Origin of the sequence: Streptomyces olindensis, from assembly GCF_040645895.1 — a bacterium.
In the GTDB taxonomy this organism is placed as follows: domain Bacteria; phylum Actinomycetota; class Actinomycetes; order Streptomycetales; family Streptomycetaceae; genus Streptomyces; species Streptomyces olindensis.
This window is the reverse complement of the sequence record NZ_JBEYZD010000078.1, coordinates 1-12,899: the sequence shown is the minus strand read 5'-3', so window position 1 is coordinate 12,899 and position 12,899 is coordinate 1. Positions and strand designations below refer to the sequence as shown.

The following is a 12,899-nucleotide window of genomic DNA, read 5'->3' as shown; positions in this document are numbered from 1 at the left end:
GAGGCGAGGCCCTTTCTCCTCATCTTCCTCACGACGCATCTCGCCGTGAGACGGATTTGGCACCTTCCCTAGCCGGGAGCCTCGCGCTGTGGTCGCCAGTGACCTACGAGTACCGACTGGAGGGTTGCCGGGGCTTCATCGGGCCGTATCCCTCTGCCCCTCTGGATGAGCTGTATGTGGTTGTAAACGACGGTTGACCCCGGACATGCGATGGTCATCCGCGTTGTTCAAGACTGTAACCGACGACCAGGACCCTTGAGATAGTCGTCCGAACCGCGAGATGGCTCACAGTCCGTCCCGCCGAGAGAACGCTAAGGAGCCGCCACGGTGCTGGAAGAAGTCGAACGCTGGCTGAGCACCCGTTCCTGGTCCGCGACCGAGCGTCCGCTCCACCGGATCCTGGCCGCCAAGCAGCGCACGGGCCAGACGGTCAGCGTCGTGCTGCCCGCGCTCAACGAGGAGGAGACGGTCGGTGACATCGCCTCCGTCATCCGCCACGACCTGATGCGGCAGGTCCCGCTCGTCGACGAGCTGGTGGTCGTCGACTCGGGGTCGACCGACCGCACCTCGGAGGTGGCCGCCGCCGCGGGCGCGACGGTGGTGCACCGGGACACCATCCTGCCGCGGCTGCCCGCCGTGCCCGGCAAGGGCGAGGTGCTGTGGCGCTCGCTGCTCGTCACGCGCGGGGACATCGTCTGCTTCATCGACGCCGACCTGAGGGACTTCTCGTCCGACTTCGTCTCCGGGATCGTGGGCCCGCTGCTCACCGAGCCGGACGTGGATCTGGTGAAGGGCATGTACGACCGCCCGCTGGGCGGCGCTGCCGGGCAGGGCGGCCGGGTCACGGAACTGATGGCGCGCCCGCTGCTGAACATGCACTGGCCGCAGCTGGCCGGCTTCGTGCAGCCGCTCGGCGGGGAGTACGCCGCCCGCCGCTCGCTGCTGGAGCAGCTGCCGTTCCCCGTCGGGTACGGCGTCGAGCTGGGCATGCTGGTCGACGCGCTGCACCTGGTGGGCCTGGACGCCCTCGCCCAGGTGGACGTCGGGGTGCGCAAGCACCGGCACCAGGACGGGCAGGCGCTGGGCCGGATGGCCGCCGCGATCTACCGCACGGCCCAGCTGCGGCTGGCCCGGGGGCATCTGATCCGGCCGTCCCTGACGCAGTTCGAGCGGGGCGGGGACGGCTTCGAGCCGCGCACGTACTCCGTCGACACCGAGGAACGTCCGCCGATGGTGGAGATCGCCGAGTACCAGGAGCGGAAGGCGGCCTGACCGGTGTCGTTTTCGGCCGTGTGGGTCAGGTACGTACGTTTGAGCGTTTACAGGCCGGGCTAGGTTGAGGCGTATGGCTTCGACGTACGGTGCTGCACGTGTGCTGGTGGCCTCCAACCGCGGTCCGGTCTCCTACGCGGTGGACGAGGACGGTTCGCTGAACGCCAAGCGGGGCGGTGGCGGGCTGGTCTCGGGGCTGTCCGCGATCGGGTCCGACGCGGACGCGCTGTGGGTGTGCTCGGCGCTGTCCGACGGCGACCGGGAGGCGGTCCGGCGCGGGGTCGGCGAGGACGGCGTGCGGATGCTGGACATTCCGGCCGACGTGCACGCCGACGCCTACAACGGCATCGCCAACTCGGTCCTGTGGTTCGTGCACCACATGCTGTACCAGACGCCGCTGGAGCCGGTCTTCGACGCGGAGTTCCGGCGCCAGTGGGCGTCCTACGAGCAATACAACCGGGCGTTCGCCGAGGCGCTGGCCGAGGAGGCGGCGCGGGGCGCGGCGGTCGTCGTGCAGGACTACCACCTGACGCTGGTGCCGGGCATGCTCCGCGAGCTGCGCCCGGACCTGAGGATCGGCCACTTCTCGCACACGCCGTGGGCGCCGCCCGAGTACTTCCGGATGCTGCCGGACGACGTGGCCGGGCAGGTGCTGCGCGGCATGCTCGGCGCGGACCGGCTGGGCTTCCTCACGCAGCGCTGGGCGGACGCCTTCGTCGCGTGCGCGGAGCGGTTCGCGGGCGGGCTCGGCGGCACGCGCGTCGGCGTGCACGGGCTGGGCGCCGACGCGGACTTCCTGCGCAAGCGGTCCCACGAGCAGGACGTCGAGGAGCGGATGGCCGCGCTCCGGGAGGAGATCGGCGAGGGCCGCCGCACGATCGTCCGGGTGGACCGCACGGAGCTGTCGAAGAACATCGTGCGCGGACTGCTGGCGTACCGCCGGCTGCTCCAGGCCCACGCCGAGTGGCGCGAGCGCGTGGTGCACGTCGCCTTCGCCTACCCCTCGCGGCAGGACCTCGCGGTGTACCGCGACTACACGGCCGAGGTGCAGCGGCTGGCGGACGAGATCAACGCCGAGTACGGCACACCGGGCTGGACGCCGGTCGTGCTGCACGTGAAGGACGACTTCGCCCGCTCCCTGGCCGCCTACCGCCTGGCCGACGTGGCCCTGGTCAACCCCATCCGGGACGGCATGAACCTGGTCGCCAAGGAGGTCCCGGTCGTCTCCGACGCGGGCTGCGCGCTGGTGCTGTCGCGGGAGGCCGGGGCGTACGAGGAGCTGGGCGAGGACGCGATCACGGTCAACCCCTACGACATCACGGGCACGGCGGCGGCCCTGCACGAGGCCCTGTCGATGAGCCCGGAGGAACGCGCCGAGCGGAGCAAGCGACTGGCGGCGGCGGCCACGGCACTGCCACCGGCACAGTGGTTCGTGGACCAGCTGGAGGCGTTGCGCGGATGAGCGGCACGACACCGGCGGCGCGGCCGCTGCCCACCCCCGTCACCCGGGCCGGACAGGAGGGCCTCGACGCGCTCCTCGCCGGCCCCGGCAAGGCCCTGATCGGCCTCGACTTCGACGGGACGCTCGCGCCGATCGTGGCCGACCCGGAGCGGGCCCGGGCCCATCCGGAGGCGGTGCCGGCGCTGGCCGCGCTCGCGCCGAAGGTGGCCGCCGTGGCGGTGGTCACGGGCCGGCCCGCCGAGGTCGCGGTACGCAACGGCGGCTTCGCGGACGTGCCGGGCCTCGAGCACCTCGTCGTCCTCGGGCACTACGGCGCCGAGCGGTGGGACGCCCGCAGCGGCAAGGTCATCGCGCCGGAACCGCACCCCGGCGTCGAAGCCGTCCGCGCCGAGCTGCCCGGGCTGCTCGACGGGAGCGGGACCTGGGTGGAGGAGAAGGGCCGGGCCGTGGCCGTGCACACCCGGCGGGCCGCCGACCCGCAGGCCGCCTTCGAGGCCCTGCGCGCGCCGCTCACCGACCTCGCGACCCGGCACGGCCTGATCGTCGAGCCCGGCCGCATGGTCCTCGAACTCCGCCCGCCCGGCATGGACAAGGGCGTCGCCCTGAGCGGGTTCGCCCGGGAGATCGGCGCCGGGTCCGTCCTCTACGCCGGCGACGACCTGGGCGACCTGCCCGCCTACGCGGCGGTGGACGCCCTCCGCTCCGACGGCATCCCGGGCGTGCTGGTGTGCAGCGGCAGCGACGAGGTGACCGAGCTGCGGGAACGCGCGGACGTGGTGGTGGACGGGCCGGAGGGGGTCGTAAAGCTCCTGGCCTCGCTGGCGCATCGGATCGGCTGAGGATCGCGCCCGCGCCCCATAGGGGCGCGGGGCCGTCTCGATATGCGGCTCCGCCGCGTGGGCGCGATCAACCACGATGCGCCCGCACCCCGCAAACAACCGGACGCCCCCGTTCCTCAGCGCTCCGACCGACGCCTCTCCCGGACACGCCGCAGCCGGTTCACCGTCACCGGATCATGCGCCAGGGCCCGGGGGTCGTCCAGCAGGGCGTTGAGGAGCTGGTAGTAGCGCACAGGTGCGAGCCCCAGCTCCTCACGTATGGCCCGTTCCTTCGCACCGGGCCCGGGAAAACCCCGGCGTTCGAGCGCGAGGATGTCCCGCTCCCGGCGCCCGAGCCCCTGCTCACCCGTGTCCTCGTCCATGCCCGGCACCGTAACGCCTGCCACCGACAGCGGGACTACTCGGCGCTCTCCGCCCGGGCCGCCACCGCCTGGAGGTGGCCCAGGACGCCCGAGGGGCTGCCGCCGGGGGCGACCGCCTTGCCGATCTGCTGCTTGACCTGCGCGCTGACCTCGGCCCAGGAGGTCTTGCCGACCGGGTAGAGCTCGGAGGTGAGCAGCTCCTCCAGGAACGGCCGGAGGTGCCGGTCCCGGCCGGAGGTCGTCATGGTCCCGGACGCGGAGGCGGTGACCGGCAGCAGGTCGTACTCGCGGGAGAAGGCCAGCACGTTCTTCTCGCTGTAGACGAAGTCGAGGAAGTCGCCGACCTGGTCGCGGTGGCCGTTCTTCCGGAAGGCCGTCATCCAGTCGGCGACGCCGAGCGTGGACTTGCTCGTGCCCTCCTTGCCCGGCATCGGCACCATGCCGTAGTCGATGCCCTTCTTGGCGGCGATCTTCATCAGGGAGGGGTGGCCGTTGAGCATGCCGACCTCGCCCTTGGCGAAGGCGGCGAACGCCTCGGCCCGGTTGAGCTCGCCGGGCGCGACCGGCCCGGTCAGGTCCTTGGCGACCAGTTCGTCCTTCAGCCAGGAGAAGGTGGCGATGTTCTCCGGGGAGTCGATGCCGTAGCTGTCGACGCTGTCGGTGTAGCCGCCACCGCCGCTGAGCATCCACTGCATCGTCTCGGCCTGCGCCTCCTCCGGGCCGAGGGGCAGCGCGTAGGGGTACTTCACGCCCTCGTCCTTGAGCGCCTCGGCGTCGTCGGCCAGGTCGTCCCAGGTCTTGGGCGGGGTGATGCCGGCCTTGGAGAACAGGGCCTTGTTGTAGAAGAGCACGCGCGTGGAGGAGGCGAACGGCATGCCGTACTGCACGCCCTTGACCTGGCCGGCGGAGGCCAGCTGCCCGACGAAGTCGGCCTGCACGGGTATGGAGAGCAGGTCGTCGGCCTTGTAGAGCTGGTCCTGCGCCGCGTAGTCGGCGTACGCGCCGATCTGCGCCATGTCCGGCGGGTCACCGGCGGCGACCATCTCCCTGACCTTGCGGTCGACGTCGTTCCAGGAGTACACGCTGACGTCGATGGTGACGCCGGGGTTGTCCGCCTCGTACTCCTCGACGAGCTTGTCCCAGTACTTCTTGGAACTGTTGGCCGCACTGTCGCCGTAATCGGCGGCGACCAGCTTCAGGGTCACGTCGGCGGAACCGCCCGTGACTCCGCAGCCGCCGAGGACCGCCGTCATGCCCAGTGCGGACACCACCGCGATCGTTCCTGCCATCCGCCGCCGCTGCACCGCTGTTCTTCCCCAACCCTGGCGTCGCCGCCACTGAAACTTTTCGATATTCGGAATAAGGTCTACACCACGTAAGTGGACTAGACCTCTTGCGGGTCCCCGGGTCACACTGTTCCCCGTGAGACATGTCATCGCCCTCGACGTGGGCGGCACCGGAATGAAGGCCGCCCTGGCCGGGCCGGAGGGCGAGGTCCTGTACCGGGCCCGCCGGGCCACCGGACGCGAGCAGGGGCCGGACGCCGTGGTCGCGGGCATCCTCGACTTCGCCGCCGAGCTGCACGCGTACGGCGCCGAGCACCTCGGCACCCCCGCGTCCGCCGCCGGCCTGGCCGTCCCCGGCATCGTCGACGAGGTGCGCGGCGTCGCCGCCTACGCGGCGAACCTCGGCTGGCGCGACGTCCCGCTGCGCACACTGCTGGCGGAGCGGCTGGGCGTGCCGGTCGCCCTCGGCCACGACGTGCGCACCGGCGGGCTCGCCGAGGGCCGGGTGGGTGCGGGCCGGGGCACCGACCGCTTCCTGTTCGTGGCGCTGGGCACCGGCATCGCGGGCGCCATCGGCGTCGACGGCCGGGTCGAGGCGGGCGCGCACGGCTTCGCGGGCGAGATCGGCCACATCGTCGTACGCCCCGGCGGGACCGCCTGCCCCTGCGGCCAGCGCGGCTGCCTGGAGCGCTTCGCCTCGGCGGCGGCCGTCAGCGAGGCCTGGGCCGCGGCCTCGGGCACCCCGGGCGCGGACGCGGCGGACTGCGCGAAGGCGGTGGACGCCGGCGACGCCCGGGCCCTCGCGGTCTGGCGGCAGGCCGTGGACGCCCTGGCCGACGGCCTGGTCACCGCCCTGACCCTGCTGGACCCCCGCACCCTGATCATCGGCGGCGGACTGGCGGAGGCGGGCGAAACCCTGTTCAGGCCGCTGCGGGAGGCCATCCGACAGCGGATCACCTTCCAGAAGCAGCCCTCACTCGTCCCGGCGGCCCTGGGCGACGCCGCTGGATGCCTGGGCGCCGGGCTACTGGCCTGGGATCTCCTCGACCACACCGACCGCACGGAGGTAACGCCCTGATGACCGATGCCCCAGGGGCGCGGGGAACTGCGCGACCAGCCACACCCCATCCGCACCCCGCGACGGCCGGACACCCCACGGTCCTCACCGGCGCGACGGTGGTCCTTCCCTCGGGAACCGTCGAAAACGGTCGGGTAGCCATCGAGGGCACCCGCATCGCGCGAGTGGAGCCCGAAAACGCCCAGGTCATCGACGTAACAGACCACTACGTGATCCCCGGCTTCGTCGACATCCACAACCACGGCGGCGGCGGAGCCTCCTTCACGTCCGGGTCGGCCGAAGACGTACTGCGCGGCATCCACACCCACCGTCTGCACGGCACGACCACCCTCGTCGCCTCCACCGTCACCGGCGACATGGACACCCTCGCCCGGCGCGCGGGCCTCCTCAGCGAACTGGCCGAGCAGGGCGAGATCGCCGGCATCCACTTCGAGGGCCCGTTCATCTCCCCCTGCCGCAAGGGCGCCCACTCCGAGGAACTGCTGCGCGACCCCGACCCGGCGGAGGTCCGCAAGCTGATCGACGCCGCCCGGGGCCGGGCCGCGATGGTCACCCTGGCCACCGAACTGCCCGGCGGCCTGGACTCCGTACGCCTGCTGTCCGAGCACGGCGTGATCGCGGCCGTCGGCCACACGGACGCGACGTACGAGCAGACGGTCCAGGCCATCGACGCGGGCGCCACGGTCGCCACCCACCTCTTCAACGCGATGCCGCCGCTCGGCCACCGCTCCCCCGGCCCGATCGCGGCGCTCCTGGAGGACGACCGGATCACGGTCGAGCTGATCAACGACGGCACGCACCTGCACCCCGCCGCGCTCCAGCTGGCGTTCCACCGCGCGGGCGCACACCGGGTGGCGTTCATCACGGACGCGATGGACGCGGCCGGCTTCGGCGACGGACGCTACTGGCTCGGCCCGCTGGAGGTGGAGGTCGCCGACGGCGTGGCCCGGCTGGCCGCGGACGGCACGATCGCCGGCTCGACCCTCACCCTGGACCGCGCGTTCCAGCGGGCGGTCGCGGTCGACGGCCTCTCCGTCGAGGACGCGGTGCGGGCACTCTCGGCGACCCCCGCCCGCCTGCTCGGCATGTCCGACCGCATCGGCTCCCTGGAGCCCGGCAAGGACGCGGATCTGGTCCTGCTGGACGCCGCTTTCGAGCTGAAGGGCGTGATGCGCCGGGGCGAATGGGTGGTCGGTCCCCAACTGGGCTGATCCATCCACCAGTCGAGGGACGGTGGCCGACTCCAGGACTGGGCCGACCGCCGTCTCTTTGGCATGATCGGGCTTGAGGAAGTCCACGGCGACAAGCGCATTCTCGGGGGAGGTCGGCCCAGGTGATCCTCACGGTCACGCTGAACACCGCTCTCGACATCACCTACCGCGTGCGGTCCCTCACGCCGCACGCGTCCCACCGCGTCTCCGAGGTGACGGAACGCCCCGGCGGCAAGGGCCTCAACGTGGCCCGGGTCCTCGCGGCGCTCGGCCACGAGGTGACGGTGACGGGCTTCACGGGCGGGGCGACGGGCCGGGTCGTCCAGGAGAAGCTCGCGGCGGTCCCCGGCGTGGCGGACGCCCTGGTCCCGGTCACGGGCGCGACCCGGCGGACCATCGCGGTGGTGGACGACCAGACCGGCGACACGACACAGCTGAACGAACCGGGCCCGACGATCACGCCGCTGGAATGGTCGGCGTTCCAGGAGGCCTACGAGGACCTGCTCCACGGGGCCGCTGCCGTGGCCCTGTGCGGCAGCCTGCCGCCGGGCGTGCCGGTGGGCGCGTACGCGGGCCTGGTCCGCACGGCGCGAGCCGCGGGCGTCCCGGTGCTGCTGGACACCAGCGGCGAACCGCTGCGCCGGGGTGTCGCGGCCCGCCCGGACATCATCAAGCCGAACGCGGACGAACTGGCGGAGCTGACCGGCTCCCACGAACCCCTGCGCGCGACGCAGGACGCCCGCCGCCGGGGCGCCGGCGCGGTGGTCGCGTCCCTGGGCTCCGAGGGCCTCCTCGCCGCCACCCGAGAGGGCCGCTGGCGAGCCACCCCACCGGCCGCCGTCCCAGGCAACCCGACCGGCGCCGGCGACTCCGCGGTCGCGGGCCTGCTGTCGGGCCTGGTCGAACACCTCCCCTGGCCGGACCGCCTGACCCGCGCGACGGCCCTGTCCACGGCGACGGTGAGGGCACCGGTGGCCGGGGAGTTCGACCGGGAGGTCTATGAGGAGCTGCTGGAGAGGGTCACGGTCTCCGGGGAGGCCAGCGCCGCCTGAGCGGCCCGTATCCCGGCCGGCCGCTCTACGCGCCCTGCTCCGGGGTGAGCCACAGCTGGTCGAGCACCGCGTCGCACTGGTTGCCCTGGTTGCAGGCGAGCTCGATGGTGTTGGTGCCCTTGGTCAGGTTGACGTTGGACCAGGTCTCCTGCCAGCCCTTTTCCCAGTCGCCCTTCGGCGTGCCGCCGAAGTTCTTCATGTTCACGGGGCGGGACTGGGCCTCGCCGTTGACCAGCAGCGTCGCGTTGGCGTCCACGCCCGGGATGCCGTAGCGCACGTAGAGCCGGTAGGTGTCGGCCTTGTCGATGCCGTCCACCGTCCAGGTGACCTTGGCGCCGACCTGGTTGAAGCCCGTCACGTAGACGCCGCCGTCGGCCTTCGCGCCCTTGAACTGCGACGCCGTCGTGACTCCGGGGCTGAGCCGCAGGGCCTTCGCGTCGATCTTGGGGAGCTCGGCCTGGGCCGCCCCGCTCTTGCTGCTCGAAGGGCTCGGCTTCGACTCCTGGGACTGGGTCGGGGTCGTGCCCGACGCGTTGTCCGCGTCGCCCTTGTCCTTGTCGCCGCCCAGCATGGCCACGCCGATGCCGATGACGACCGCGGCGACCACCGCGATCGCGCCGATCAGCAGGCCCTTGGTGTTGGGCCCGCGACCGCCCCGGCCGCCACCGCCGCCGGACGGCATCGCCGTCTGGGTGGTGGGGGCGCCGCCCGGCAGCGTCTCCGGCGCCGCGTAGTGCGCGTTCGGGTGGCCGTAGGCGCCCTGCTGCTGCGGGACCTGCCCGTACGGCGCCGGCTGCGCGTTCTGCGGCTGCTGGCCGTACTGGCGCGTGCCGACCGCTCGCACCCGGTTGACCGAGTTCGGGTAGCCGTAACCCCCGGACGGCGGCTGGGCTCCGTTGGCCTGCCCGTCGGCGTAGAGATAGCCGAACGGGTCGTCGTCCTCGGGCGTGCTCGCGCCGTTGTTGCCGGGCGTCATCCCTTGGTCTCCTCAGTCAGGTGCGGTGCAATGCGGTACGGGTGGTGAGAGGGCGAGCCTACCCGCTCCCAGTGACCCAAACGGGTGACTCAGACCGCATCAACTCGCTGACCTGGGGTTCACCCCGCACGTCTGTGTTGTTTGGGACGAGATCGTTTCTCGACGTACATCCGCTCGTCAGCGGATTTCAACACTTCGTCCGCCGTCATTCCACAGTGTGCCCATCCGATGCCGAAGCTGGCGCCGACCCGGACGGCCCGCCCCTCGGCGCGGATGGGCTGGATGATCTCGTTGCGGAGGCGGACCGCGAGGTCCTGCGCGTCGGCCCGGCCGAGCCCGTCGGCCAGAATGACGAATTCGTCACCCCCGAGCCGGGCGACCGTGTCGCCGTCGCGCACGCCGTTGCTCAGCCGGCGGGCGACCTCGATGAGCACCGCGTCGCCCGCGTTGTGTCCGAACCGGTCGTTGATCGACTTGAAGCCGTCGAGGTCGCAGAAGAGCACGGCGAGGCCCTTGGTGCCGTCGTCGTGGTCGCCGTCCGGGGCGACGGTGTGCACGTGGTGGTCGTAGGCGTCGTACGGCTCGGCGCTCTGCCGGTAGTCGAAGCCGGGCCCGACCACGTCGAAGGCCGGGTGGCCGTAGGCGGTGTCGTGGGACTCCGCGGCGGCGTGCGGGGTGGCGCGCTGGCACAGGCGCGCGGACAGCCGGGAGCGCAGCTCCGCGGAGTTCGGCAGGCCGGTGAGCGAGTCGTGGGAGGCGCGGTGGGCGAGCTGGAGCTCGCGGCGCTTGCGCTCCTCGATGTCCTCGACGTGGGTGAGCAGGAAGCGCGGCCCGTCGGCGGCGTCCGCGACGACGCTGTTGCGCAGCGAGACCCAGACGTACGTGCCGTCGCGGCGGCCGAGGCGCAGCTCGGCGCGGCCGCCCTCGGCCGAGGTGCGCAGGAGCGTGCCTATGTCCTCGGGGTGGACCAGGTCGGAGAACGAGTAGCGGCGCATGGCGGAGGCGGGGCGGCCGAGCAGCCGGCACAGGGCGTCGTTCGTGCGCAGGATCCGGCCGTGCTGGTCGCCACCCATCTCGGCGATGGCCATGCCGGACGGGGCGTACTCGAAGGCCTGCCTGAAGCTTTCCTCGCTCGCCCGCAGGGCCTGCTGCTCGCGCTCAAGGCGGACCAGGGCGCGCTGCATGTTGGCCCGCAGCCGGGCGTTGCTGATCGCGATGGCGGCCTGGAAGGCGTACATCTGGAGCGCCTCGCGGCCCCAGGCGCCGGGCCGGCGGCCGTTGCGCGGCCGGTCCACGGAGAGCACGCCGATCAGCTCGCCGCACGTCCCGCTGCCCTTCGGGGCGGGCGCGTACATGGGCGCGAAGAGCCGGTCGGCCGGGTGCCACTCGTCCTCGAAGCGGGGGGCGGGGCCGTCGGTGTACCACTGCGGGACGTCGTCGTCGTCGAGGACCCAGCCCTCGGTGTGCGGTATGAACACCAGGTCGCCCCAGTGCTCGCCCATGTTCAGGCGGCGGTCCCAGGACTCGCGCGAGCCGACGCGGCCGGTGATGAGGGCCTCGGCCGCCGGGTTCCCGGCGAAGGCGGCGACGACGAGGTCGCCGTCCGGCCGTACGAGGTTCACGCACGCCAGCTCGTACCCGAGGGCGGCGACCACGCCCTCCGCGACGGTCTGCAGTGTGTCCGCCAGGCTGCGGGCCGTGTTCATGTCGGCCATGACCTGGTGCAGTTGTCGCAGGGACGCAAGACGGACGTAGGGCTCCGACTCGGTCTCCATGCTCGCCCTCCCCCCGAGTACCTCGCAGCGAATCAAGGGTTCTCATCGGCGTATCGTCCTGGCAGCTTCCCCGCCACTGAATCACAGCGCGCTGCCCACTCGGTACACAGGGTCAACAATTCCTGCCCCTTGTGACTCAAGTCACAGGCAAACCTGAACAATTGAGTGGAGTTTCTGCGTTCTTCACGTGCGGCTACCGAACGCAAAGTTTGTCAGGTTGCGCACATTATTTCCGGCGCCGCCCGTCACGGGTTCACCGGGAGTCCGTCGGGGATCCGTCGGGGGTCCTAGGACCGTGATCGGGCCGGAGCCCGATGCGGGGCGTGCCGGACGGAGATTAGCGTTTCCGGTGTGCCGAACACTCCCCCTGCCACGTCGCCGATCATTCCGAGGCCCGCCTCCGGGCATGCTGAGGGGGTGAGCAACGACGAGTTCCGCGCCGCCATGTCCCGGCTGGCCTCGGGCGTGGTCCTGGTGACCGCCCAGGAGCCGCCGCTCGACCCGGACGACCCCGGCGCGCCGGCCGGCGAGGACGTGGGCATGACAGCCACGGCCTTCATGTCGGTCTCCCTCGACCCGCCCCTGGTGCTGGTGAGCCTGCGCTCGGGCTCCCGCATGGACGAGCTGCTGGAGGAGCAGGAGCTGTGGGCCGTCTCGGTCCTCGCCGAGAGCCAGCGGCACATCGCGGGCCGTTTCGCCATGAAGGGCCGCGTCAGCGACCGGCTGCTGTTCGCCGACATCCCGTACACCCGCGGCAAGTACACCGGCGCGCCCCTGGTGGGCGGTGCCCTGGCCGTGCTGGAGTGCCGCACCGAGCAGCGGGTGGAGGCCGGCGACCACACCCTGGTGATCGGCCGCGTCCTGACCGCCCGCGTGCCCAGCGCGGAGGGTGGCCCGCTGACGTACTTCCGGGGCCGCTACCGGCAGTTGGGCTGAAAATCCTGGCTTGAAGAAACCATTGGCCGGACGGTGAGCCGCCCGCCTAGGGTGCGCGCATGACCAGTACCGGCCCGCGCCTCGAAGAGATCACCCCGGCGAACCTCGACGCCGCCCTCGGCATCCGCGTCCGCCCCGACCAGGAGCACGCGGTCGCCCCGGTCGTGAAGTCGCTCGCGGAGGCATACGTCCAACCCGGTGTCGCCTGGCCCCGCCTGATCGTCGACGGGGACCGCCCGGTGGGCTTCCTGATGGCCTTCCTGGACATCGACTGGTACGAGGACGGCAGCGTCCGCCGCTCGGGCCTGTGGCGGCTGAACATCGCGGCCGGGGAGCAGGGCAGGGGCTACGGCCGCTTCGCCGTCGAGTCGGTCGCGGAGGAACTCCGCCGACGGGGCACCAAGGAGTTCTACGTCTCCTGGCACCCGGGCCCCGACGGCCCGGAGGGCTTCTACCTGGGGCTCGGCTTCCGGCCGAACGGGGAGACGACCGAAGGCGAGACGGTCGGGGTGCTTGAGCTGGTCTGACTCCGGACCGGTCCGACTCCGGTCTGGGGCTAGGGGGTGTCCGCAAAGTCCCGCCTGCCCCGCGACGCCCGGCACGCTCCCCCAAGCTCTTCGAGCAGGGGGTACCCCCACTCGCCGCACCGG

12 protein-coding genes and 1 riboswitch are annotated in these 12,899 nt (G+C 72.2%); of the genes, 8 read left to right on the top strand and 4 right to left on the bottom strand.

Annotated features, from left to right (window positions below):
• Window positions 1-16: 16 nt before the first annotated feature.
• Window positions 17-172: riboswitch (SAM riboswitch) on the bottom strand.
• Between the two features lie 155 nt (window positions 173-327).
• The 3 genes from ABZ948_RS34150 to otsB all read left to right on the top strand — a co-directional run bounded on the left by ABZ948_RS34150 (window position 328) and on the right by otsB (window position 3,573).
• Window positions 328-1,272, top strand: a complete 945-nt coding sequence (locus ABZ948_RS34150; RefSeq protein ID WP_359766210.1) for a glucosyl-3-phosphoglycerate synthase — start codon at window positions 328-330, stop codon at window positions 1,270-1,272.
• A gap of 73 nt (window positions 1,273-1,345) precedes the next feature.
• Entirely contained in the window at window positions 1,346-2,734 is a 1,389-nt protein-coding gene (locus ABZ948_RS34145) for an alpha,alpha-trehalose-phosphate synthase (UDP-forming) (RefSeq protein WP_359766208.1), read from the top strand.
• The gene (otsB, locus tag ABZ948_RS34140; RefSeq protein WP_359766207.1) at window positions 2,731-3,573 is read left to right on the top strand and encodes a trehalose-phosphatase; all 843 of its coding nucleotides are present in this window, start codon (window positions 2,731-2,733) and stop codon (window positions 3,571-3,573) included. Before ABZ948_RS34145 ends, otsB begins: the two co-directional genes overlap by 4 nt.
• 116 nt (window positions 3,574-3,689) lie before the next feature.
• Here the strand turns inward: otsB and ABZ948_RS34135 are convergent, their stop codons facing one another.
• Together ABZ948_RS34135 and ABZ948_RS34130 are read right to left on the bottom strand one after the other, a co-directional pair.
• Window positions 3,690-3,935, bottom strand: coding sequence for a DUF3263 domain-containing protein (locus ABZ948_RS34135; protein ID WP_359766205.1), 246 nt, complete (start codon window positions 3,933-3,935; stop codon window positions 3,690-3,692).
• Between the two features lie 35 nt (window positions 3,936-3,970).
• Window positions 3,971-5,224: an ABC transporter substrate-binding protein gene (locus ABZ948_RS34130; protein ID WP_359766203.1), complete on the bottom strand. Its 1,254-nt coding sequence runs from the start codon at window positions 5,222-5,224 to the stop codon at window positions 3,971-3,973.
• A gap of 133 nt (window positions 5,225-5,357) precedes the next feature.
• Here ABZ948_RS34130 and ABZ948_RS34125 point away from each other — a divergent pair, with 133 nt between their 5' ends.
• The 3 genes from ABZ948_RS34125 (at window position 5,358) to ABZ948_RS34115 (ending at window position 8,562) form a co-directional block, all read left to right on the top strand.
• Window positions 5,358-6,299 carry an ROK family protein gene (locus ABZ948_RS34125; protein WP_359766201.1) on the top strand — a complete coding sequence of 314 codons (942 nt, stop codon included), beginning with the start codon at window positions 5,358-5,360 and terminating at the stop codon, window positions 6,297-6,299.
• Complete coding sequence (nagA, locus tag ABZ948_RS34120) at window positions 6,299-7,510, top strand: N-acetylglucosamine-6-phosphate deacetylase (protein WP_359766199.1); 1,212 nt, start codon at window positions 6,299-6,301, stop codon at window positions 7,508-7,510. Before ABZ948_RS34125 ends, nagA begins: the two co-directional genes overlap by 1 nt.
• Window positions 7,511-7,632: 122 nt before the next feature.
• Window positions 7,633-8,562: a 1-phosphofructokinase family hexose kinase gene (locus ABZ948_RS34115; RefSeq protein ID WP_359766197.1), complete on the top strand. Its 930-nt coding sequence runs from the start codon at window positions 7,633-7,635 to the stop codon at window positions 8,560-8,562.
• Between the two features lie 25 nt (window positions 8,563-8,587).
• Here ABZ948_RS34115 and ABZ948_RS34110 read toward each other — a convergent pair whose 3' ends face one another.
• Both ABZ948_RS34110 and cdgB read right to left on the bottom strand, forming a co-directional pair.
• Window positions 8,588-9,538, bottom strand: a complete 951-nt coding sequence (locus ABZ948_RS34110) for a carbohydrate-binding protein (protein WP_359766195.1) — start codon at window positions 9,536-9,538, stop codon at window positions 8,588-8,590.
• Window positions 9,539-9,657: 119 nt separating this feature from the next.
• Window positions 9,658-11,313: a diguanylate cyclase CdgB gene (gene cdgB, locus ABZ948_RS34105; RefSeq protein WP_359766193.1), complete on the bottom strand. Its 1,656-nt coding sequence runs from the start codon at window positions 11,311-11,313 to the stop codon at window positions 9,658-9,660.
• Window positions 11,314-11,664: 351 nt separating this feature from the next.
• Between cdgB and ABZ948_RS34100 the strand changes: the two genes are divergently transcribed.
• Both ABZ948_RS34100 and ABZ948_RS34095 read left to right on the top strand, forming a co-directional pair.
• Window positions 11,665-12,249, top strand: coding sequence for a flavin reductase family protein (locus tag ABZ948_RS34100; RefSeq protein WP_435857717.1), 585 nt, complete (start codon window positions 11,665-11,667; stop codon window positions 12,247-12,249).
• 59 nt (window positions 12,250-12,308) lie between these two features.
• Window positions 12,309-12,776 carry a GNAT family N-acetyltransferase gene (locus ABZ948_RS34095; RefSeq protein ID WP_359766191.1) on the top strand — a complete coding sequence of 156 codons (468 nt, stop codon included), beginning with the start codon at window positions 12,309-12,311 and terminating at the stop codon, window positions 12,774-12,776.
• Window positions 12,777-12,899 lie beyond the last annotated feature (123 nt).

Bases quoted from the DNA above. Each gene is read 5' to 3' on its own strand.
- ABZ948_RS34145 (WP_359766208.1), top strand. From the start codon at position 1,346: ATGGCTTCGACGTACGGTGCTGCACGTGTGCTGGTGGCCTCCAACCGC.
- nagA (WP_359766199.1), top strand. From the start codon at position 6,299: ATGACCGATGCCCCAGGGGCGCGGGGAACTGCGCGACCAGCCACACCC.
- cdgB (WP_359766193.1), bottom strand. From the start codon at position 11,313: ATGGAGACCGAGTCGGAGCCCTACGTCCGTCTTGCGTCCCTGCGACAA.
- otsB (WP_359766207.1), top strand. From the start codon at position 2,731: ATGAGCGGCACGACACCGGCGGCGCGGCCGCTGCCCACCCCCGTCACC.
- ABZ948_RS34095 (WP_359766191.1), top strand. From the start codon at position 12,309: ATGACCAGTACCGGCCCGCGCCTCGAAGAGATCACCCCGGCGAACCTC.
- ABZ948_RS34135 (WP_359766205.1), bottom strand. From the start codon at position 3,935: ATGGACGAGGACACGGGTGAGCAGGGGCTCGGGCGCCGGGAGCGGGAC.
- ABZ948_RS34130 (WP_359766203.1), bottom strand. From the start codon at position 5,224: ATGGCAGGAACGATCGCGGTGGTGTCCGCACTGGGCATGACGGCGGTC.
- ABZ948_RS34110 (WP_359766195.1), bottom strand. From the start codon at position 9,538: ATGACGCCCGGCAACAACGGCGCGAGCACGCCCGAGGACGACGACCCG.